General features: G+C 69.8%; 25 protein-coding genes. 19 read left to right on the top strand and 6 right to left on the bottom strand.

Annotation, left to right across the window (positions count from 1 at the left end):
- Nucleotides 1-8 precede the first annotated feature (8 nt).
- Both P6166_RS09115 and P6166_RS09110 read left to right on the top strand, forming a co-directional pair.
- A complete protein-coding gene (locus P6166_RS09115; RefSeq protein WP_277764147.1) occupies nucleotides 9-803 on the top strand; it encodes a DUF3108 domain-containing protein in 795 nt (264 codons plus the stop codon).
- A gap of 2 nt (nucleotides 804-805) precedes the next feature.
- Nucleotides 806-1,489: a DUF3108 domain-containing protein gene (locus tag P6166_RS09110; protein WP_277764146.1), complete on the top strand. Its 684-nt coding sequence runs from the start codon at nucleotides 806-808 to the stop codon at nucleotides 1,487-1,489.
- Between the two features lie 129 nt (nucleotides 1,490-1,618).
- On the opposite strand, the gene P6166_RS09105 is transcribed toward P6166_RS09110, so the two are convergent.
- From P6166_RS09105 to P6166_RS09095, 3 genes are all read right to left on the bottom strand, one after another.
- On the bottom strand, nucleotides 1,619-1,942 hold the full coding sequence (locus P6166_RS09105; RefSeq protein ID WP_277764145.1) for an EF-hand domain-containing protein: 324 nt from the start codon (nucleotides 1,940-1,942) through the stop codon (nucleotides 1,619-1,621).
- Entirely contained in the window at nucleotides 1,939-3,210 is a 1,272-nt protein-coding gene (murA, locus tag P6166_RS09100; protein WP_277764144.1) for a UDP-N-acetylglucosamine 1-carboxyvinyltransferase, read from the bottom strand. Before murA ends, P6166_RS09105 begins: the two co-directional genes overlap by 4 nt.
- A 64-nt stretch (nucleotides 3,211-3,274) precedes the next feature.
- On the bottom strand, nucleotides 3,275-3,505 hold the full coding sequence (locus tag P6166_RS09095; protein ID WP_057643700.1) for a BolA family protein: 231 nt from the start codon (nucleotides 3,503-3,505) through the stop codon (nucleotides 3,275-3,277).
- Nucleotides 3,506-3,558: 53 nt separating this feature from the next.
- On the opposite strand from P6166_RS09095, the gene P6166_RS09090 reads away from it, so the two are divergent.
- The 5 genes from P6166_RS09090 to lptB are packed head-to-tail and all read left to right on the top strand — an operon-like array spanning nucleotide 3,559 to nucleotide 6,960.
- On the top strand, nucleotides 3,559-4,560 hold the full coding sequence (locus P6166_RS09090) for a KpsF/GutQ family sugar-phosphate isomerase (RefSeq protein ID WP_277764143.1): 1,002 nt from the start codon (nucleotides 3,559-3,561) through the stop codon (nucleotides 4,558-4,560).
- Nucleotides 4,561-4,609: 49 nt separating this feature from the next.
- Nucleotides 4,610-5,158, top strand: coding sequence for an HAD-IIIA family hydrolase (locus P6166_RS09085; RefSeq protein ID WP_277764142.1), 549 nt, complete (start codon nucleotides 4,610-4,612; stop codon nucleotides 5,156-5,158).
- The gene (gene lptC / locus P6166_RS09080; RefSeq protein WP_277764141.1) at nucleotides 5,155-5,724 is read left to right on the top strand and encodes an LPS export ABC transporter periplasmic protein LptC; all 570 of its coding nucleotides are present in this window, start codon (nucleotides 5,155-5,157) and stop codon (nucleotides 5,722-5,724) included. The genes P6166_RS09085 and lptC overlap by 4 nt, the downstream gene beginning before the upstream one ends.
- Nucleotides 5,702-6,241, top strand: a complete 540-nt coding sequence (gene lptA, locus P6166_RS09075) for a lipopolysaccharide transport periplasmic protein LptA (protein ID WP_277764140.1) — start codon at nucleotides 5,702-5,704, stop codon at nucleotides 6,239-6,241. Before lptC ends, lptA begins: the two co-directional genes overlap by 23 nt.
- Nucleotides 6,241-6,960 carry an LPS export ABC transporter ATP-binding protein gene (lptB, locus tag P6166_RS09070; protein WP_277764139.1) on the top strand — a complete coding sequence of 240 codons (720 nt, stop codon included), beginning with the start codon at nucleotides 6,241-6,243 and terminating at the stop codon, nucleotides 6,958-6,960. Before lptA ends, lptB begins: the two co-directional genes overlap by 1 nt.
- Nucleotides 6,961-6,978: 18 nt before the next feature.
- On the opposite strand, the gene P6166_RS09065 is transcribed toward lptB, so the two are convergent.
- Nucleotides 6,979-7,632, bottom strand: a complete 654-nt coding sequence (locus P6166_RS09065) for a hypothetical protein (protein WP_277764138.1) — start codon at nucleotides 7,630-7,632, stop codon at nucleotides 6,979-6,981.
- A 357-nt stretch (nucleotides 7,633-7,989) separates the two neighbouring features.
- On the opposite strand from P6166_RS09065, the gene P6166_RS09060 reads away from it, so the two are divergent.
- From P6166_RS09060 to P6166_RS09005, 12 genes are all read left to right on the top strand, one after another.
- A complete protein-coding gene (locus tag P6166_RS09060; RefSeq protein WP_277764137.1) occupies nucleotides 7,990-9,408 on the top strand; it encodes an RNA polymerase factor sigma-54 in 1,419 nt (472 codons plus the stop codon).
- Nucleotides 9,409-9,462: 54 nt separating this feature from the next.
- Nucleotides 9,463-9,780, top strand: a complete 318-nt coding sequence (gene raiA, locus P6166_RS09055) for a ribosome-associated translation inhibitor RaiA (RefSeq protein ID WP_130318889.1) — start codon at nucleotides 9,463-9,465, stop codon at nucleotides 9,778-9,780.
- Nucleotides 9,781-9,801: 21 nt separating this feature from the next.
- Nucleotides 9,802-10,254 carry a PTS sugar transporter subunit IIA gene (locus tag P6166_RS09050; RefSeq protein ID WP_277764136.1) on the top strand — a complete coding sequence of 151 codons (453 nt, stop codon included), beginning with the start codon at nucleotides 9,802-9,804 and terminating at the stop codon, nucleotides 10,252-10,254.
- On the top strand, nucleotides 10,251-11,198 hold the full coding sequence (hprK, locus tag P6166_RS09045) for an HPr(Ser) kinase/phosphatase (protein ID WP_277764135.1): 948 nt from the start codon (nucleotides 10,251-10,253) through the stop codon (nucleotides 11,196-11,198). The genes P6166_RS09050 and hprK overlap by 4 nt, the downstream gene beginning before the upstream one ends.
- Nucleotides 11,195-12,067: an RNase adapter RapZ gene (gene rapZ / locus P6166_RS09040; protein ID WP_277764134.1), complete on the top strand. Its 873-nt coding sequence runs from the start codon at nucleotides 11,195-11,197 to the stop codon at nucleotides 12,065-12,067. Before hprK ends, rapZ begins: the two co-directional genes overlap by 4 nt.
- A 151-nt stretch (nucleotides 12,068-12,218) precedes the next feature.
- Complete coding sequence (locus P6166_RS09035) at nucleotides 12,219-12,611, top strand: PTS fructose IIA subunit family protein (protein WP_277764133.1); 393 nt, start codon at nucleotides 12,219-12,221, stop codon at nucleotides 12,609-12,611.
- Nucleotides 12,604-12,873: an HPr family phosphocarrier protein gene (locus P6166_RS09030; protein ID WP_277764132.1), complete on the top strand. Its 270-nt coding sequence runs from the start codon at nucleotides 12,604-12,606 to the stop codon at nucleotides 12,871-12,873. The genes P6166_RS09035 and P6166_RS09030 overlap by 8 nt, the downstream gene beginning before the upstream one ends.
- Nucleotides 12,874-12,944: 71 nt before the next feature.
- Complete coding sequence (ptsP, locus tag P6166_RS09025; protein WP_277764241.1) at nucleotides 12,945-14,660, top strand: phosphoenolpyruvate--protein phosphotransferase; 1,716 nt, start codon at nucleotides 12,945-12,947, stop codon at nucleotides 14,658-14,660.
- A gap of 109 nt (nucleotides 14,661-14,769) precedes the next feature.
- Nucleotides 14,770-16,131: a magnesium transporter gene (mgtE, locus tag P6166_RS09020; RefSeq protein ID WP_277764131.1), complete on the top strand. Its 1,362-nt coding sequence runs from the start codon at nucleotides 14,770-14,772 to the stop codon at nucleotides 16,129-16,131.
- Nucleotides 16,128-16,556: a DUF1294 domain-containing protein gene (locus P6166_RS09015; protein ID WP_277764130.1), complete on the top strand. Its 429-nt coding sequence runs from the start codon at nucleotides 16,128-16,130 to the stop codon at nucleotides 16,554-16,556. The genes mgtE and P6166_RS09015 overlap by 4 nt, the downstream gene beginning before the upstream one ends.
- A gap of 146 nt (nucleotides 16,557-16,702) precedes the next feature.
- Nucleotides 16,703-17,473 (top strand): prolyl oligopeptidase family serine peptidase, encoded by a 771-nt coding sequence (locus tag P6166_RS09010; protein ID WP_277764240.1) that lies wholly within the window; start codon nucleotides 16,703-16,705, stop codon nucleotides 17,471-17,473.
- A gap of 71 nt (nucleotides 17,474-17,544) precedes the next feature.
- Nucleotides 17,545-18,264 (top strand): tetratricopeptide repeat protein, encoded by a 720-nt coding sequence (locus P6166_RS09005; RefSeq protein ID WP_277764129.1) that lies wholly within the window; start codon nucleotides 17,545-17,547, stop codon nucleotides 18,262-18,264.
- A 103-nt stretch (nucleotides 18,265-18,367) separates the two neighbouring features.
- Here P6166_RS09005 and P6166_RS09000 read toward each other — a convergent pair whose 3' ends face one another.
- Together P6166_RS09000 and P6166_RS08995 are read right to left on the bottom strand one after the other, a co-directional pair.
- The gene (locus tag P6166_RS09000; protein ID WP_277764128.1) at nucleotides 18,368-19,732 is read right to left on the bottom strand and encodes an amino acid permease; all 1,365 of its coding nucleotides are present in this window, start codon (nucleotides 19,730-19,732) and stop codon (nucleotides 18,368-18,370) included.
- Between the two features lie 91 nt (nucleotides 19,733-19,823).
- Nucleotides 19,824-20,738: a LytTR family DNA-binding domain-containing protein gene (locus P6166_RS08995; protein WP_277764127.1), complete on the bottom strand. Its 915-nt coding sequence runs from the start codon at nucleotides 20,736-20,738 to the stop codon at nucleotides 19,824-19,826.
- Nucleotides 20,739-20,786: the final 48 nt, after the last annotated feature.

Raw genomic sequence — 20,786 nt, 5'->3', positions numbered from 1 at the left:
GCATGCGCATGACCCGCCCCCGCCTCGCCCTGTTGGCCCTGCTGAGCTGGCCCGTCTTCCCGGGCCTGGCGCAGGATGCGCCCGTTGCCGCGCCGGCCTCTCCGGCACCTGCCGCGGCCAGCGCCGCGCTGCCGCCGGGCGAATGGACCGCCCCGCCGCTGGAACCGTTCGTCGCCACCTACCAGGCCTTCTATAAGGGCAAGGAAGCGGGCGATGCAACGATGCAGGTCACCCACATCGGTGGCGACCAGTGGCGGGTGGACATGGCCGTGCGCGGCCGCAAGGGGTTTGCCAGCGTGCTTGGCCTGAACCTGGAACAGAGCACGGTGTTCGACGTGCGCGGCGGCACCTACGTGCCGCTGACCCAGAGCACGGTGAAGAAGGCGCTGTTCTTCGGCAAGAAGGTCACCGGCGTCTACGACTGGAACGCCCGCACCGCGCAGTGGGACGGCGACCTGAAGAAGGAGCGCCGCCAGCCGATCGCGCTCGAACCGGGCGACCAGAGCGCGCTGCTGCTCAACCTCGCGCTGATGCGCGACGCCCGCCCGGGCAGCACGCTCGGCTATCGCTACGTGGATGTGGGCCGCGTGCGCCGCTACGAATACCGCGCCGCCGACGCCACCGAGAACGTGCAGGTGGGCGATCTCAGCTACGACGCGCTGCGGGTGTTCCGCACCAACGGCGGCGACAACGAAACCATTCTCTGGATCGCCAACGGGGTGCCTACCCCGGTGCGCATCCTTCAGCGCGACAAGGGCGAGGACGAGATCGACCTGCGCCTGGTCGAATACCAAGGAGTGTGATGATGAACCGCCTCGCCCGTCCGTCCGCCCTGCTCGCCGCCGCGGCGCTGGCCGTTGCCAGCCTGCCGGCGTTCGCCCTGCAGCCGTTCACCGCCAATTACCAGGCCAGCTACATGGGCGTGCAGGCCAACGGCACCATGACCCTGGCCTCGGCCGGCGACAACCAGTGGCGCTATTCGCTGCAGATCCAGAACCCGATGGCCACGCTGAGCCAGAGCACCGTGTTCGAGGAGAAGGGCGGCCAGCTGCGCCCGCTCAGCAGCAACGACAGTTCCGCGCTGCTGGTGAAAAAGCGCAGCGTGCAGGCCAAGTACGACTGGAACAGCAACCAGGCCACCTGGAGCGGCGACGTCAAGGCCGATCGCCGTGGCCCGGTGAAGCTGCAGGCCGGCGACATGGACGCGCTGCTGATCAACCTGGCGATCGCCCGCGACCTGGGCGCCGGCAAGCCGCTGACCTACCGCATGGTGGACGAAGGCCGGATCAAGCAGATGACCTACCAGGTCGTCGGCAAGGAGACGCTGACCGTCAACGGCAAGGCGCAGCAGGCCACGAAGGTCTCGCGCACGGACGGCAACAAGGAATTGATCGCCTGGATCGTGCCCGACCTGCCGGTGCCTGCGCGCCTGCTGCAGCGGGAGAACGGTCAGGACGCGCTGGACCTGACGATCCGCTCGCTGAAGTAAGCCACCGCATCGCCCAAACGAAAAGGCCCGCCGGAAACGGCGGGCCTTTTTCATGCTTCATGGCCGACGCACTGCGGAAGCGGCTTCAGCCGCGACCCTGCGGTCCCTCCGTCGCGGCTGAAGCCGCGCCTACGGGGTATTCGCTGGCGCGCTTTTCTCCGCCTTGAACTCGGTTCGGCAATCCACGCGGATCTGCTCGCCGCTGCCACGCCAGTAGAACGTGCTGCACTTGCGATTGCCATCCGTGGTGGTCTTCACCGCCACGGCGTAGAACGACTGGGCGATTTCCGCGCGCGTGGCCGTGCCATCGCCGTTCCAGTCCATGTCCTTGAACTCCACGCCCTGGGTGATCGCCAGGCCGGCCCAGCCGGCCCAGGCCAGCCACGCCAGGATCAGCAGGATCACGCCCAGCAGCACCTTGCGCCGCGTGGTGAAGCGCCCCTTGAGGATCATGCGATGCGCCGGATGATCGCGCCCAGCGATCCCAGCTTCTCCTCGATGTTCTCGTAGCCACGGTCCAGGTGGTAGATGCGGTCGATCGTGGTCTCGCCGTCCGCCATCAGACCGGCCAGGATCAGCGAGGCCGACGCGCGCAGGTCGGTCGCCATCACCGGCGCGCCACTCAGGCGCTCGGCGCCGCGGATGATCGCGGTGTGGCCTTCGACCTGGATGTCCGCGCCCAGGCGCAGCAGCTCGTTGACGTGCATGAAGCGGTTTTCGAAGATCGTCTCGTTGATCACGCCCACGCCGTCCGCCACGCAATTGAGCGCCATGAACTGCGCCTGCATGTCGGTCGGGAACGCCGGGTACGGTGCCGTGGTGAGGCTCACCGCGCGCGGGCGCTTGCCCTTCATGTCCAGGGTGATCGAGTCCTCGGTGCAGTCCAGCTCCGCGCCGGCCTCCTTGAGCTTGTCCAGCACGGCATCCAGCGTGTTCGGGCGCGCGCGGCGCACGGTGACGCGGCCGCCGGTCATTGCCGCCGCGACGAGGAAGGTGCCGGTCTCGATGCGGTCCGGCAGCACCGCATGGCGGCCGCCGCCCAGGCGCTCGACGCCCTCGATGACGATGCGCGGCGTGCCGGCGCCCTCGATCTTCGCGCCCAGGGCGATCAGGCACTCGGCCAGGTCCACGACCTCCGGCTCCATCGCCGCGTTCTCCAGCACGGTGGTGCCTTCGGCGAGCACGGCGGCCATCAGCACGTTCTCGGTGCCGGTGACGCTGACCATGTCGAACACGTAGCGGCCGCCCTTCAAACGCGTGGCGCTGGCCTTGATGTAGCCGTTCTCCACGCTGATGTCTGCACCGAGCGCCTGCAGGCCCTTGATGTGCTGGTCCACCGGGCGCGAGCCGATCGCGCAGCCGCCCGGAAGCGACACTTCCGCCGCGCCGTAGCGCGCTAGCAGCGGCCCGAGCACCAGGATCGAGGCGCGCATGGTCTTGACCAGCTCGTAAGGCGCCACATGGCTGTTGACGGTGCGCGGGTCCACGGTGATCGAACTGCCGCGGGCGAGCGTGCCTTCGTCGATGCTGACGCCGGCGCCAAGCTCGCCCAGCAGCTTCACCGTGGTGATCACGTCGTGCAGGTGCGGCACGTTGGTGATCTCGACCGGTTCGTCGGCCAGCAACGTGGCGCACAGGATCGGCAGGACGGCGTTCTTGGCGCCGGAGATGTTCACTTCGCCGTGCAGCGCGTTGCCGCCGGTGACTACGATTTTGGCCATGGATGTCGGGATGTCGTGGGGAGTGCGCGGGCGGCACGCCAAGGGGGCGTGGGCCGCCGGCGGGTCAGGGAGATTCGTCGGGGGTGACGGTCTTGAGCTGCAGTGCGTGGATCGCACCACCCATCAGGTCGCCCAGCGTCGCGTACACCATGCGGTGGCGGGCCAGCGGCAGCTTGCCGGCGAACGCCGCGCACACCACCGTGGCCTCGAAATGCACGCCATCGTCGCCGCGCACGTCCGCGCGCGCGTCCGGCAGGCCGGATTCGATGAGTTTACGGATGGTTTCGGCGTCCAACGGGCTTTCCTAATAAAATGTCCGGCCATTCTACTCTCCGAGCGGGTCCCCGTATGGCCGCATCGCCCCTTCCGCCAGACGCCGTCAGTGACGACAGCCTCGTCGCCAGCGGGCGCCGGGTGGTGGAGATCGAGCAAGGTGCGCTGGCCGCCGTGGGCGCCCGCATCGGCGCCCCGTTCGCCGCCGCCTGCCGGCTGGTCCTCGCCTCGCGCGGGCGGGTGGTGGCCACCGGCATGGGCAAGTCCGGGCACATCGCGCGCAAGATCGCCGCGACCCTGGCCTCCACCGGCACCCCTGCCTTCTTCGTGCATCCCGGCGAGGCCGGCCATGGCGACCTGGGCATGATCACCGAGGCCGACGTGGTGCTGGCGCTGTCCTACTCGGGCGAGTCGGACGAGGTGCGCATGCTGCTGCCAGTGCTCAAGCGCCAGGGCAACGCCATCATCGCCATGACCGGCCGCCCGCAGTCCACCCTGGCCCAGGCCGCCGACATCCACCTGGACGTCAGCGTGCCCACCGAAGCCTGCCCGCTGGACCTGGCCCCGACCTCCAGCACCACCGCCTCGCTGGCGATGGGCGATGCGCTGGCCGTGGCGCTGCTGGACGCGCGCGGATTCACCGCCGACGACTTCGCCCGCTCGCACCCGGCCGGCAGCCTGGGCCGCCGCCTGCTGCTGCACATCACCGATGTGATGCACAGCGGCGCGGAGCTGCCCAAGGTGCGCGAGGACGCCACCCTCAGCGAGGCGCTGATGGAAATGAGCCGCAAGCGCCTGGGCATGACCGCGGTGGTCGATGCCGACGACCGCCTGCTCGGGCTGTTCACCGACGGCGACCTGCGCCGCGCGCTGGACAGCGATATCGACGTGCGTGCGGCGAACATCCGCGACGTGATGACCCGCCACCCGCGCACCATCGGCGCCGACCAGCTCGCCGCCGAGGCGGCGCGGCTGATGGAGGCCTACAAGATCAACGGCCTGATCGTGGTGGACGAGGCCCAGCGCGCGGTCGGCGCGCTCAACATTCACGACCTGTTGCGCGCCAAGGTGGTTTAACCGCCCAATCCACGGCACGATGCTCCCTTTCCTTTCCCGCGAAGACCTGATGCCCTACGCCCCGCTGCAACGCTTGCCCGCCGACCTCGTCGCCCGCGCCGCCGCGGTGCGCCTGGCGTGCTTCGACGTCGACGGCACGTTGACCGACGGCCGCCTGCACTACGACCACGCGGGCAACGAGAGCAAGGCGTTCTTCGTGCAGGACGGGCTGGGCCTGAAGCTGCTGCAGCGCGCCGGCATCGAGGTGGCGATGATCACCGCCCGTGCCAGCCTCTCGGCCGAACAGCGCGGCCGCGACCTGGGCATCGAGGTGCAGATCGGCGTCGGCGACAAGGCCGTGGCGGTGCGCGAGCTGTGCACGCGCCATGGCCTGGAACCTTCGCAGGTGGCGTTCATGGGCGACGACCTGCCCGACCTGCCCGCGCTGCTGATCGCCGGCCTGGCGGTGGCGCCGGCCAACGCGCACCCGTGGATCGCCGAGCGCGTGCACTGGATCACCACCGCGCGCGGCGGCGCCGGTGCCGCGCGGGAACTGTGCGATGTGCTGCTGGCCGCGCAGGGCAGCACCGAGCGCGTCATCGCGGGGTACGGCGCATGAACTGGCGCACGGTGCTCGGCGCGACGTTGCTGGTGGCGGCGATCCTCAGCGGCTGGTCGGCGTGGCGCCACCGCGCCCATCCGGCCGAGGGGGTGGCGCACGAATCCACCGCCGATTACATGCTGTACGACTTCGAGCTGATCAGCCTGGACAAGGACACCGGCAAGGAGTCGGTGACCTTGCGCGCGCCCGAGGCGCACCGCAACCGCGCCGACCAGACCCTGGACATCACCACGCCGGTATTCCTGCTGCCCGACCAGCAGGGCCTGCCGTGGACGCTGCGCGCGCAGACCGGCTGGGTGAGCCCGAAGGGCGACGAGCTGCGCCTGCGCGGCGATGTCGCCGGCGACAGCCCGACCGCGCCGGGCGTGGTGCCCACCACGTTCCGCACCACCGCGCTGGATGTGTTCCCGCAGCAGCACCTGGCCCGCACCGCGGACCGCGTGACCATGACCCGCCCGGGCCTGAACCAGACCGGTGTCGGTTTCGAGGCCAACCTGCAGACCCGCCAGTACAAGCTCCTTTCACAGGTCAAGACCCGCTATGAACCGAATGCTGCCAACTAAGCTGGCCGCGCTGGCCCTGCTGATGCTGCCGCTGGCCGCCCTGGCCAAGACCACCGATCGCAACCAGCCGATGAACCTGGAAGCGGCCAGCCAGGACTGCAACCTGATGGACGACGACGGCAAGTGCCGCTTCACCGGCAACGTCGTCATCACCCAGGGCACGCTCGAAGTGCATGCCGACACCGCCGACGTCTTCCGCAAGGCGGGCCAGATCGACCGCGTCGTGCTGACCGGCAAGCAGGCGACGTTGAAACAGATCATGGACGACGGCGCCCCGATGAACGCCAAGGCGGACAACATCGAGTACCGCGTCGCCGAGGACACCATCATCCTCACCGGCAACTACACCGTCGATTCGCCCAAGGGCAGCAACGCCGGCCAGCGCATGGTCTATAACACCAAGACCGGCAACATGCAGAGCGGCGGCGACGGCAGCCGCGTGCGCACGGTGCTGCAGCCCAAGACGGCCGCGCCGGCGCCCGCCCAGCCGGCCGCCGGCAAGACGGAGAAGAAGTAATGCTGTCGGCCACCGGACTGCGCAAGCGCTACAAGCAGCGCGAGGTCGTGCGCGACTTCGGCCTGACGCTGGAGGCCGGCGAAGTCGTCGGCCTGCTCGGCCCCAACGGCGCGGGCAAGACGACGTGCTTCTACATGATCGTCGGCTTGGTCGAGGCCGATGCCGGGCGCATCGAACTGGATGGCCGCGACATCACCGCCGACCCGATGTACACCCGCGCCAAGCTCGGCGTGGGCTACCTACCGCAGGAACCGTCGGTGTTCCGCAAGCTCACCGTGGCCGACAACATCCGCCTGGTGCTGGAGCTGCGTGAGGACCTGGACGCTGCCGGGCGGGAGAAGGAACTGAACTCGCTGCTGGACGAACTGCAGATCGGCCATGTATCCGAGCAGCTCGGCGCCAGCCTCTCCGGTGGCGAACGCCGCCGGTGCGAGATCGCCCGCGCGCTGGCCGCGCGCCCGCGCCTGATGCTGCTCGACGAACCGTTCGCCGGCGTGGACCCGATCTCCGTGGGCGAGATCCAGCGCATCGTCACGCACCTGAAGGAGCGCGGCATCGGCGTGCTGATCACCGACCACAACGTGCGCGAGACGCTGGGCATTTGCGACCGCGCCTACATCCTGGCCGAAGGCGGCGTGCTGGCGCAGGGCGCGCCGGACGAACTGCTGCAGAATGCCGACGTGCGCCGCGTGTACCTGGGTGAGACGTTCCGGCTTTGATCGCCTGCTGGCCGGCGCTCAGCCGCCGGCCAGCTCACCCTGCATCTCGCGTACCGACGGGTCGGTCGAGAAGATGAAGCGATAGCGGGGCGCGGGTTCGCCTTCCCAGGGCAGCAGCGCGAAGGTGCCGGCATCAACCGCGTCGGCCAGCGCGCCCTCGCCCTCCGGCCCTAGTTTTCCTTCGACTTCACCCAGGCAGTAGCCCAGCCCACATTCGAAGGTAGCAAGCGTAGCGCCAGCCTCCGCCAGATGACGCTGCGCCTTGCGGGCGTACAGCGCTTTCGAGCGCACTACATCCGGATCGGCTGCGTAACGCCGAGATATCGCGCGAGCGATGCGCTCGAATTCGCTGGACTCCAGCACGCTCCTGGCTGCTTCCATTACCAGCGCGTCATCCACCAGCACTTGGCTCTCGAGGTATCGCACCGTCTCGCCATCAGGCGCGCCACGATGTGGGCGAGCGGCAGCACGCTCGCGTCCGTCGCCCATGCTTGCGGCAGCTTCCGGGCCTGGCGCATCAGGGAACATGCTTCGTGCGTCGTCCCCCGACACCGCTACCTGCCTCTGCAAGGGGACTTCGGGTGCAGGCATCGCGCCACCACCGCAATTTATCAGCAAGATGAGAAACAGCGACAGCAAAGCGACGCCCACTACGGCGATGACGATCTTCATGGATTACCTCGATCGAACGAACACAACCCTGACTCGACCACCGCAGCAATCCCTCACCGGATGCAACACGACCAGATGCGCATGGCATGAGGTGATCTCCCAAGGTCGGGCCTCCAAACTGGCAGGGTCTCTCGGAACCCAGAAGGTGAAATGGGCATGCGCTGACGAAATCCACCAAGTCATTGGATTTTTCCTCGCGCTGGAAGCGACAACCGCTGGCGGGCGAATGCGGCTTTTCGCCAAACGACCCCAGGCCGGCCCTTTTGGCACCAGCCCCCATGCCGTATATCCTTCAGGGCCATGCCGTGCGGGCGCCCCGCCGGCCGCCGCCCCCGGCGCCCTACGTTCAGTGAGCACATGAAGGCACGGCTGCAGACATCGATGGGGCAACAGTTGGTCATGACGCCGCAGCTGCGTCAGGCCATCCGCCTGTTGCAGATGTCCACGACCGAGCTGGAAATCGAGATCGCCGAGGCGGTGGAGACCAATCCGCTGCTGGAATGGACCGAGGAGGCGCCGCTGTCCACCGAGCCCGGCGCTGCCGAGGCGCCGGCCGAACGCCAGGACGAGTACGGCCGCGAGGATGGCCCCGGCGAGGAGTGGACGCCCGACGAAGGCACCTGGGCCACGGGCAGCGGCGGCGGCGACGAGGACGACAGCGGCAGCGCCGCCGAGCGCGTGGCCGAACCGGAAACCCTGGCCGACCACCTGCTGTGGCAGCTGCACCTCTCCCACCTGTCCGAGCGCGACCGCCGCATCGGCGCGGCGCTGATCGACGCGCTCGACGAGGACGGCTACCTGCGCGAACCACTGTCGGCCATCGCCGAGACGCTGGCCCCGGGCATCGTCGCCCGCGAGGACGAAATCCAGACCGTGCTGCACCAGGTGCAGCGCTTCGATCCGGTGGGCATTGGTGCCACGTCGCTGGGCGAATGTCTGGGCCTGCAGCTCAACGCCCTGCCCGCCGATACGCCCGGCCGCGAGCTGGCGCGGCGCATCGTCGCAGGCCCGCTGGAGCGGTTACCGCGCATTGGCGCCACCGGCCTGGCGCAGGAGTTCAAGCTGCCGCTGGCGGAGGTCGAGGAGGCCATCGCGCTGGTGCGCACGCTGGACCCGCGGCCCGGCAAGCAGCTCGGCGCGCTGTCCTCCGATACCTACGTCGTGCCGGACTGCGTGATCTGGCGCCAGCGTGGCGTATGGCGGGTGGCGCTGGCCGGCCGCTCACAACCGCGCATCACCATCCACCGCGGCTACGAACAGCTGATCCGCAGCTGTGGCGAAGCCGACGCCGGCTACCTGCGCGGGCAATTGCAGGAAGCGCGCTGGCTGCTCAAGAGCCTGGAAGCGCGCGGGGAAACACTATTGAAGGTGGCCAACAGCCTGCTGCGCCACCAAGCCGGCTTCCTGGAATTCGGCGAGCAGGCACTGCGCCCGCTCACGCTGCGCGAGATCGCCGGCGAACTGGGCCTGCACGAATCCACCATCTCGCGCGCGATCGCCCGCAAGTACGTGCGCACGCCGCGCGGCACGATCCCGCTGCGGGCATTCTTCGCCTCCGGCATCGATACCGAGGGCGGCGGAGAAGCCTCCAGCACGGCCATTCAGGCCATGATCCGGCGCCTGATCGAGGCCGAGAACCCACGCAAGCCCTTGTCTGACGCCAAGCTGGCCGACCTGCTCAAAAGTTCGGGCGTGCCAGTGGCGCGCCGCACCGTGGCGAAGTATCGTGAGGCCATGAACATTTCCGCCTCCCACGAAAGAGTCCGCATTGGTTGAACCGCTCCGGCGGCGGGAAGTTCATTGACCCACCGAATCCAAAGGAGGTACCCGATGCGCATCGAGACGTACGGCCAGCAGATCGAAGTCACCCCTGCCCTGCGCGAATACGTGGAATCCAAGCTGCAACGCCTGCAGCGACACTTCGACCAGCACTGCGAAGTCCGCGCCCAGCTGGCCCTGCGCAAACCCGACCACCACGTCGAAGCCACCGTCAACCTCCCCGGCCGTACCCTGCACGCCGATGCCAGCGCGCCCACCATGTACGCCGCCATCGACCTGCTCGCCGACAAGCTCGACCGCCTTGTGATCAAGCACAAGGAAAAGAAACATGACCACCACGCCCGCGAGGTGCGCGACAATCTGGCGTGAGCTCATCGCCCAGACCACGTCATGTCCCTGACTGACCTGCTGGCGGCCGTCCGCACCGAGGTGCGGGGGGCCGCCGATCGCGACACCCTGCTGGAAATCGCCGCCGAACGCCTCGCCTGCCGCCAATGCGGCCAGGCCGAATTGCTGGCCAGCCTGCGCGAACGCGAGGCGCTGTGCAGCACCGCGCTCGGCCACGGCATCGCCATTCCGCACGGCCGCGCCCCGGGGCTGGAGCAGCCGCGGGGCATCCTGATCCGCCTGCACACGCCGGCCGATTTCAACGGCGAAGCGGTGGACCTGGCCTTCGCCATGGCCGTGCCCAGCCACTACACCCACGAGCACCTGGCGCTGCTGGCCGAACTGGCCGAGCGCTTCAGCGACGAGGCCTTCCGCCAGGCCCTGCGCCAGGCGCCGGACGCCGACGCCCTGCTCGCGCTGCTCATCCGCCCCCAACCGCAGGCCCACGCCGCATGAATACCAGCATCTCCGCGCGCGAGCTGTTCGACCAGCAACGCGAGAAGCTCAGCCTGCGCTGGGTCGCCGGGCAGAAGGGCGAACGCCGCGAACTGGTGGCCGGCGATACGGTCTCCCGCCGGCCCTCGCTGGCCGGCTACCTCAACGCCATCTACCCGAACAAGGTGCAGATCCTGGGCACCGAGGAACTGACCTGGCTCGATTCGCTCGACGCGCGCCAGCGCTGGGAAACCATCGAGAAGATCATCCAGTTCCAGCCGCTGGCGCTGGTCATCAGCAAGAACCAGCCGCTGCCGGAAGACCTGCGTTCGGCCGCGGACGAATCCAGCACGCCGCTGTGGGTGTCGCCCAAGCGCGGCCACGAGTTGCTCAACCACCTGTCCTACCACCTGGCGCGCACGCTGGCCCCGCGGGTCACCCTGCACGGGGTGTTCATGGAGATTTACTCGATCGGCGTGCTGATCACCGGCGAGGCCGGCTCGGGCAAGAGCGAGCTGGCGCTGGAATTGCTCAGCCGCGGCCACCGCCTGGTGGCCGATGACGCGCCGGAGTTCACCCAGATCGCCCCGGACGTGCTCGACGGCACCTGCCCGGAGCTGCTGCAGGACCTGCTGGAAGTGCGCGGCCTGGGCGTGCTGAACGTGCGCGACATGTTCGGCGACACCTCGGTGAAGAAGAACAAGTACCTGCGCCTGATCGTGCACCTCACCAAGCCGATGACCGAGCCCACCCCGCACGGCTACGAGCGCCTGACCGGCGATTCGGGCACCCGCCATGTGCTGGACCTGGACGTGCCGCTGATCACCCTGCCGGTGATGCCCGGCCGCAACCTGGCCGTGCTCACCGAGGCGGCCACCCGGCTGCACATCCTGCGCACCAAGGGCATCGACCCGGCGGCGATGTTCATCGCCCGCCACAGCAACCTGCTGGAGCGGCGGCCGTGAGCGCCAGCGGCGCGGTGCTGGTGATCGTCAGCGGCCTGTCCGGCTCGGGCAAGTCGGTGGCGCTGAAGACCTTCGAGGACCTGGACTACTACTGTTCGGACAACCTGCCCGTGGAGCTGCTGCCGGATTTCGTGCGCAGCCGCGTGCGCGACCAGGCCCTGGGCGACCAGCGCCTGGCCGTGGGCATCGACGTGCGCGGGCGCACCGACCTGGCCCAGCTCGCGCGCTGGCGCGCGGCCGCGCAGGAATACGGCATCGAGGTGACCCTGCTGTTCTTCGAGGCCACCGACGAGGCGCTGCTCAAGCGCTATGCCGACACCCGCCGCCGGCATCCGCTCAGCCACCTGGGGCTGTCGCTGCCGCAAGCCATCGCCCGCGAGCGCGAACTCACCGCCCCGCTGCGCGAGCAGGCCGACGCGGTGATCGACACCAGCGGCCTGAACGTGCACCAGCTGCGCCGGCGGGTGGTCACCGATTTCGGGCTCGGCCACAGCGACAAGCTCTCGCTGCTGTTCGAATCGTTCGCCTACAAGCGCGGCGTGCCGGCCGAGGCGGACTTCGTGTTCGACGCCCGCGTGCTGCCCAACCCGCACTGGGACCCGGAACTGCGGCCGCTCACCGGCCGCGATGCCGGCGTGCGCGAGTACCTGGAACAGCAACCGGATGTGGTGCGCTACACGGCGCAGATCATCGACCTGCTCGACACCTGGCTGCCGCGGCTGCGCAACGACACCCGCAGCTACGTGACCATCGCCTTCGGCTGCACCGGCGGCAAGCACCGCTCGGTGTACCTGGCCGAGCGCATGGCCCAGCACGCCCGCGACCAGGGCTGGCCGGAAGTGGCCACGTTCCATCGCGAACTGGACTGAACCGGCGCCCGGCCCGGACGCGGGTACGAGTGGCGCACGCTGGCAACGTTTCCAACCGCCGCGTCCAGTGCCTTCACGTGGATACACAATCCCGCCAAAAAGGGCGGCTTGACGCTATCGTCCGGTCATACCGACCTGTTAACGTTTCGCTATGGCCTGTGGCATTCTCCTCATCACCCATCCCGGCATCGGCTCTTCCCTGCTCCAGGTCGCAACCACGCTGTTGCGGCAGTTGCCCCTGAAGACCGAAGCGTTCGAAGTACCGTTCGATGCCGACCTGGACGTCCTGCTGCCGCAGGCTTCCGCGGCGCTGCGCCGGGTCGATGGCGGCGAGGGCGTGCTGGTGATGACCGACCTGTATGGCGCCAGCCCGAGCAACCTGGCCGGCCGCCTGGCCCGGCTCGGCACGCCGGTGCGCCGCGTGTCGGCGCTGAGCCTGCCGATGCTGCTGCGGGTGATGAATTATCCGGAACAGGGACTGCAAGACCTGCCCGCCACGGCGGCGGCAGGGACCCGCAATGGAGCGATAGTCGACGATGCTTGAACGTGAACTCACCGTATCCAACCGCCTCGGGCTGCATGCCAGGGCCACTGCCAAGCTCGTGCAGGTCCTGTCTTCGTTCCGCTGCAACGCCACGCTGGCGGCCAAGGGGCGCGAGGTCAATGCCAAGAGCATCATGGGCGTGATGCTGCTGGCGGCCGGCCAGGGCACGGCGGTGGTGGTGCGCGTGGACGGCGAGGACGAGGCCGAAGCGCTGCAGGCGCTGGTGGAGCTGTTCGAGCGTCGCTTCGACGAGGACAGCTGACGGTGCGGGGCACCGGCCGACGCACCGCCAAGACATCCGCCGCGCCGCCGCGCGCGGCTTCCGGCCTTCGCCTGCAGGGCCATGGCGCCTCGCGCGGCATCGCGCTGGGGCGCGCGCGGCTGCGCCTGCCGCACGTGCTGGAAGTGGCCGAGCAGCGCATTCCCGCCCACTCCGTCGAACAGGAACTCGAACGCTTGCACCGCGCGGTGGATGCCGCGCGCGATGAAATGCACGCCCTGCGCACCCGGCTGCAGGGCGCGATGGTGCGCGAGGTCGGCGAGTTCCTCGACCTGCACGCGCTGCTGCTCGACGACCCCGAGCTGCTGTTCGGCGTGGACGAGCTGATCCGCAACGGCCGCTACAGCGCCGACTACGCGTTGCGCCTGCAGCGCGACCGGCTGGCGGCGGTGTTCGACGGCATGGAGGATGCCTACCTCAAGAGCCGCATGGACGACCTGGACCATGTGATCGGCCGCATCCATGCCTTCCTGCAGAAGCGCAGCCTGGACGTGACCGGCGTGGCCGGCGAGATCCTGGTGTGCGACAACGTCGCGCCCTCCGAGCTGGCGCAACTGCAATCGCAAGGCGTGGTCGGCATCGTGAGCGTGGCCGGCAGCACGCTCTCGCACAGCGCCATCCTCGCCCGCAGCCTGCACCTGCCGCTGGTGGTGGGCACCGCCGAGGCGCTGCACCGGATCAACGATGGCGATGCGCTGATCGTGGACGGCAGCAGCGGGCAGATCATCGTCGAGCCCAGTGCGGCCGACCTGCGTGGCTACCACGAGCGCCTGCGTGTGCTGGCGCGCGAACAGCGCGAGTTGGGCCGGCTGCGCGGCAAGCCCAGCCGCACCCGCGATGGCCACGACATCACGCTGCTGGCCAACGCCGAATCCGCCGACGACGTCGCCCAGGCGCACGCGCTCGGCGCCGGTGGCCTGGGCCTGTACCGCACCGAGTTCCTGTTCCTGCAGCGCAACGAGCTGCCCTCGGAAGAGGAGCAGTTCCAGGTCTACCGCGACACCGTGCTGGGCATGAGCGGCCGGCCGGTGACGATCCGCACGCTCGACCTGGGCGCGGACAAGGCCGACCGCACCGGCCTGGTACTCGGCGACGAGGACAACCCGGCGCTGGGCCTGCGCGGCGTGCGCCTGTCACTGGCGCGGCCGGAAGTGGCCGACGCGCAGCTGCGGGCGATCCTACGCGCTTCCGGCTACGGCCCGGTGCGCATCCTCGTGCCGATGATCAGCTGCCGCGAGGAGATCGTGCTGCTGCGCCGCCAGATCAAGCGGCTGGCCACGCGCCTGCGCGCCGAAGGGCATGCGCTGGCCGAGGACGTGCCGCTGGGCGCGATGATCGAGGTGCCGGCGGCGGCCATCGGGCTGGAAGCCTTTATCGACGACGTGGATTTCCTCTCCATCGGCACCAACGACCTGGTGCAATACCTGCTGGCGGCCGACCGCAACCACGATGCGCTGGCCGAGCTGTACTCGCCCCTGCATCCGGCGGTGGTGCGGCTGCTGCGGCACGTGATCGCCACCGCGCACGCCCACGACACGCCGGTGGCGGTGTGCGGGGAGATCGCCGGGGATCCGCGCTTCGTGCCGATGCTGCTCGCGCTGGGGCTGACCGAGCTGAGCCTGCATCCGGCCACGTTGCTGGAGGTGCGCCGGGCGATCCGCGGCAGCCACCTCGGCGCGCTCACCACCGCCTCGGCGCGATTGCTGCGCGCGCGCGACCGCAAGGGCATCGAGAAGTGGCTGGCCAGCGCGGCCGACGCCGACGCCTGAGCCGCGCCCTGCACGCCGGGCTGTGATCGCTGGCGCACACGGGCGATAATGCCGCCTTCCCGCGCAGCGCGACGTGCTGCGATTCCCCGCCCGCCGCCAGGAGCTGTGCATGGCCGAAGCCATTCGCCACGACAAGACCGCGCGTGCGCTGCGCCTGCTGTCCGATGCACTGGACAGCGGCCGCCTGGGGCCGGTGCGCCGCCTGGTCAACACGCTGGCGCCGGCGGAGATCGGCAACCTGCTCGAATCGCTACCGCCGGGCAAGCGCGAAGTGGTGTGGGGGCTGGTCGATGCCGAGGACGACGGCGAGGTGCTGCTGCACGTCGGCGAGGAGGTGCGTGAAAGCCTGCTGGCGGACATGGACACCGACGAGATCGTCGCGGCGGTCGAAGACCTGGACATCGACGACCTCGCCAACCTGGTCGAGGACCTGCCCGATACCGTCATCGACGAAGTGCTCAAGTCGATGGACCGCGAGAACCGCGAGCGGCTGGAGCAGGTGCTGTCCTACCCGGAGGACACCGCCGGCCGCCTGATGAACCCCGACGTGGTCACCGTGCGCGCCGACGTCAACGTCGATGTCGTGCTGCGCTACCTGCGCCTGCGCGGCGAGCTGCCCGACCACACCGACCACCTGTTCGTGGTCAGCCGCCGCCACCAGTACCTGGGCCGCGTGCCGCTGGCCGCGCTGGTGACCCACGAGGACAGCACGCCGGTCAACCGGCTGATCGACGACGAACAGCCGGCCATCGACGTGGGCGAGAGCGCGCAGGAAGTGGCGCGCCAGTTCTCCGACCACGACTGGATCTCCGCCCCGGTGGTGGACGACAACAACATCCTGCTCGGCCGCATCACCATCGACGACGTGGTGGACATCATCCGCGAGCGCGCCGAGCACCAGGCCATGAGCGCGGCCGGCCTGGACGAGGACGAGGACATGTTCAGCCCGGCGCGGCGCGCGTTCCGCCGCCGGCTGATCTGGCTGTCGGTGAACCTGGGCACGGCATTCATCGCCTCCAGCGTGGTGAGCGAGTTCGAAGGCACCATCGCCCAGCTGGTCGCGCTGGCAGCGCTGATGCCCATCGTCGCCGGTATGGGCGGCAACGCCGGCACCCAGGTGCTGGCGCTGATGGTGCGCGGCCTGGCGCTGGGGCAGATCGGCGCCTCCAACGTGATGACGCTGCTGAAGAAGGAGCTGATGGTCGCGCTGATCAACGGCGTGTGCCTGGGCCTGGGACTGGGCCTGATCGTGCTGGCGTGGTTCAAGCAGCCGATGCTCTCGGTGGTGATCGGCTCGGCGCTGACCATCAACCTGTGCACCGCCGCGCTGGGCGGCGTGCTGGTGCCGGTGACGCTCAAGCGGCTGGGCTTCGATCCCGCACTGGCCGGCGGCGTGATCCTGACCACCCTGACCGACGTGATGGGCTTCCTGAGCTTCCTGGGCCTGGCCACGCTCATCCTGCTGCATTGAGCCGCAAGCCCTCCCCGCGCGCGAAAACGCGCAAGGCCGCGCCTACGCGCGGCCCCTCGCGCCTGCGCCGGGCCGGCGACCTGGCCGCGCTCGCCCTGGTTGGCGCGCATGCCGGCCTGTTGTGGCTGATGACCGCCGACGGCGTGCTGCCCGCCTGGCTGGCCGGCCTGTTCGCCGCGCTCTCGGCGCTGACCTTCGCCGCTTATGCCCGTGACAAGCGCGCCGCCCGCCACGAAGCGGGCCGCACCCCCGAGCTCACCCTGCATCTGCTCGAACTGGCCGGCGGCTGGCCCGGCGCGCTGCTCGCCCAGCGCGCGCTGCGCCACAAGAACCGCAAGCCGTCGTACCAGTTCGCGTTCTGGGCCTGCGTGCTGCTGCACGAGGCCACGCTCGGCCACCTGTTGCGCCAGGCCGGCGGCGGCTGACACGCGCCGGCCGCCAAGCCGAACGGCGCCAGAACGCGCCGGCCGCGCCCACGGCACCTGCACGGCCGGCGCGGCGATACTCCCCGCTCGCATTACCGGAACCTTGCATGCGCCGCCGCCAATTCCTCCTCGCCCTCGGAGTGTCGATGCTTGCCGCCTGCGCCTCCACCCCGCCCGCGCCGCCGCGCGGCCATTTCGTCCACCGCGAACTGGAGCTGGAGGGCCGCACCTACCGCTACCAGGTGTTCGTGCCGCTGGCCCGCCAGCAGCAGGCAGGCCCGTTACCGATCGTGCTGTTCCTGCACGGTTCGGGCGAACGCGGCGACGACGGCCACAGCCAGACCGAATCGGGCCTGGGCCCCTACCTGCGCGAACATGCCACGCAGTTCCCCGCGCTGGTGGTGCTGCCGCAGGTGCCCGAGGACGAGCAGTGGATGGGCGTGAACGCGCGCATGGCGCTGGCCACGCTCGATGCGGCCAGTGCCGAGTTCCAGGCCGACCCGGCGCGCACCTACCTCACCGGCATGTCGATGGGCGGCTACGGCACGTGGGAGATCGCGTTGATGGCGCCGCAACGCTTCGCCGCCCTGGTGCCGATCTGCGGCGCGCTGCATTCGGCGCGCGCCGACGAGGACCAGCTGTACGTGAGCGAGGTGGCCGGCGTGCGCGACCGTTATACTGCGGTGGTCCATCGCCTGCGCCAGGTCCCGGTGTGGATGTTCCATGGCGCGCTGGACGACCTCGTGCCACCAGGCGACGACCGCCGCCTGTACAAGGCCGCGCGGCTGGCCAACGCCAACATGCGCTACAGCGAATACCCGGAGGGCAACCACAACGCCTGGGACGCGACCTATGCCGATGCGCGGATGTGGGACTGGATGTTCGCCCAGCGGTTGAAGGACGTGCCGGCGGGTTGATGCCCGGCACTTGACGGTCTACCGCGCGCTGGAAGACGCTCGGCCGCACTCCATCATGGAAGGGGAATCAGATGGCCCGTGTGATCCCTGCCGTGGGCCTGCTGCTGGCCTCGCTCGCGTGGCTGCCGTCGCACGCCCAGGTCATGCGCCGCACCTGGGTGGAACGGCAGCCGACCGAAACCGGCATCGGCCAGCAGTATCGCGCCACGGTCACGCAGGCCGCGCAGCAGGCCAAGGCGGGCGACATGCGTGCCGCACTGGCCACCCTGCAACCCGTGGCCGCCTACTGCGACGCCCAGCTCCAGCGGGTGGACGTGCGGTTCATCAGCGTGGCGTCGGCCGAGCAGTACAACCTTTACATGCGCGAGAACCATGCCGACGACACGCCGGTGGAGTGGCTGGACATCGCCTGCGCGGAGGCCTATCACTACCAGGGTTATGCGCGGTACGACCAGAAGCAGTACGCGCAGGCGTTGCCCTACCTGGAAAAAGCCATCGCGCTGGCGCCCTATTTCCCCGACGCATTGAACGAGCGCGCCGCGGCGCTGAACCAGCTCGGCCGGCTGGACGAGGCGGTCGCCACGTACCGGCAGGTCATCGCGCTGGGGGAAAAGGTGCCCGAATCGGCCTACATGGCGCCGCTGGCACGGCGGGGCATCGGATGGGCGCTGGTGGAAAAGCAGGACTGGGCCGGAGCGCGGCAGGCCTACGAACAGTCGCTGGTGATCGATCCCGGCAACGAACTGGCGTTGTCCGAGCTCGAATACATCAGGCAGCACGCGCCGCTGTAGGCGCGGCTTCAGCCGCGACGGCTGGATTCCCGCGGTCGCGGCTGAAGCCGCTCCTACAAGGATTTCCCGGCAGCGAGGAAAACCGCCGTGCGCCCCGCGCGTCTCAGCGCGCGCGCCGCACCCGCCGCGCGACCTCGCTGATCACGGCAATCGCCGCTGTCAGCAACGCCATCGAAACGAACTGCGCACGCGTGTCCGGCGTGGCGATCAGCAGCACGAAGATCAACGCGAGGATCGCCAGCGCCAGCACCGTGAGCCAGGGATAGCCGCGCATGCGGAACGGCAGCGGCGTGCCGGCGCGGTCGGCGCGCGCGCGCAGCACCAGCTGCGCCAGCAGCGAAATCGTCCACACCAGCAGGCAGGTGGCGCCGACGATGTTGAGCAGCATCGGCAGCACGCGGTTGGGATACAGCAGTTCCAGCACGGCGGCCACGAAACCGAACGCCACGCTGGCCAGCACCGCGGCCACCGGCACCTTGCGCGCGCTGGTGCGCGCCAGCCAGCGCGGCGCCTCCCGGCGCTGGGCCAGCGAATAGATCATCCGCGAGGCGCCGTAGAGGTTGGCGTTGAGCGCCGACAGCAGCGCCACCACCGCGATCAACGTGATCGCCGTGGCCGCCCCGGGGATCGCCGCGGCCTGCAGCACGGCGGCGAACGGCGACTTCAGCGCCTCGCTCGTCCACGGCACCACGGCGATGATCACGCTCAGCGAGCCGATGTAGAACACCAGGATGCGCCAGGCCACGGTGCGGATGGCGCGGGCGATGCTGCGCTCCGGGTCGGCGGTTTCGGCCGCGGCCACCGCCACGATCTCGGTGCCGCCGAAGGCAAACACCACCACCAGCAGCGCCGCGCCGATGCCGGCCAACCCGCGCGGGGCGAAGCCGCCGTGGGCGGTGAAGTTGGACAGGCCCGGCGAGGGCGCATGCGGCAGCCAGCCGGCCAGCAGCGCGAAGCCGATGGCGATGAAGGCCAGGATGGCCACCACCTTGAGGATGGCGAACCAGAATTCGAACTCGCCGAAGTTGCGCACGCCCAGCAGGTTGATCGCGGTGAAGCCCGCCATGAAGGCCACCGCCAGCGCGGGCACCGGCACCGCCGGCCACACTGTGGACAGCAGCCCGGCCGCGCCCACCGCTTCGGCGGCGATCACGATCACCAGCTGCACCCACCACAACCAGCCCACGGTGGCGCCGGCGGTTTCGCCCATCGCATCGGCCGCGTACACCGAGAACGCGCCGCTGGTGGGCTTGGCCGCGGCCATCTCGCCCAGGGCGTTCATCACGATGATCACCAGCGCGCCGGCGACGAGGTAGGAAACCAGCACCGCCGGGCCGGCGGCCTGTACGCCCACCCCGGAGCCAAGGAACAGGCCGGCGCCGATCGCGCTGCCCAGTCCCATCATGATCAGCTGGCGCGGCTTGAGGGCGTGGCTGAGGCGTTCGGCGGGCGCGGCGGGCTGGGTCATGGGTGCGGAGGTTGGCGGTGAACGCGACAAGATACGCGCTGGCCGCGCGCCGCGCCTAGCCGCAGTGCAGGAAAAACGGCGGCCAGGGCGCTCAGGGCTTGGGCGCGGCCACCGGCCGGCCCTCGGCCGCGGCCCCGCGCAGCGCTGGCAGGTAGCGCCGGCTGCACGGCAGCACGCTGCCGTCGTCCATGTGCACGCTGGCATCGCCGCTGTCCTGCGGCTCAATCGACACCACCCGGCCCAGGTTGACCAGGTAGCTGCGGTGCACCCGCACGAATACCGCCGGGTCCAGCCGCGCCTCGATGCCGGCCAGGGTGCTGCGCAGCGGGTAGTCGTGCCCGCGCACGTGCAGGTTGACGTAGTTGCCGGCGGCCTGCAGCCACTCGATGTCGGCGGCGGCGACGAGGAAATCGCGGCCGAGCTTGCGCACCAGGAAGCGTTCGGGGCGGTCCACCGGTTCCAGCGGCGGGCCTTCGTCGGGCAGGTCGAACAGCCGTGCCTCGCCCTGCAGCCGGCGGCCGAACCAGGCCGCCGCGTGGGTGGTGATGACCAGCAGCGCGAAGGTACGCACGTCCTTGAGGTATTCGTAGCCCCAGCGCACCCACGGGTCGCCGAAATCATAGTGTTCGCCGAGCAGCGCATAGACCGCCTTGCGCACCGCCACCATGCCGGCCACGTGCAGCACCGACCACGCCACGCTGCCGAGCAGGTACAGCGGCAGGCGGCGGCGCCAGTTGTCGGCATGCAGCGGCCAGCGCGCGCAGGCCGCCAGCACCAGCGGCAATAGCGCCAGCGCCACGGCCACGCTGCTCAGCTCCCAGGTCAGCAGCTGCCAGGCCGCGACCGGCAGGCCGTCGCGCTGGGCGTCCATCAGGCCGGTGGCGGCATTGCCCAGCCCGGCGCTGAGGAACACCACGACCCAGAACACCACCACCCAGCGCCGGCTGCGGTGCTGGGCGTCGTCGGTGGCCGGGGCGGGACGGGCGGATGCGGGTAGCGTCGTCATCCGCGCATTCTAGGTGGCGCGGCGGCGATTGCGTTCCGCGCCGTCCCC

Origin of the sequence: Stenotrophomonas sp. HITSZ_GD, assembly GCF_029543105.1 — a bacterium.
In the GTDB taxonomy this organism is placed as follows: domain Bacteria; phylum Pseudomonadota; class Gammaproteobacteria; order Xanthomonadales; family Xanthomonadaceae; genus Stenotrophomonas_A.
The sequence above is the reverse complement of the archived record's forward strand: the minus strand, read 5'-3'. Positions and strand labels throughout refer to the sequence as shown.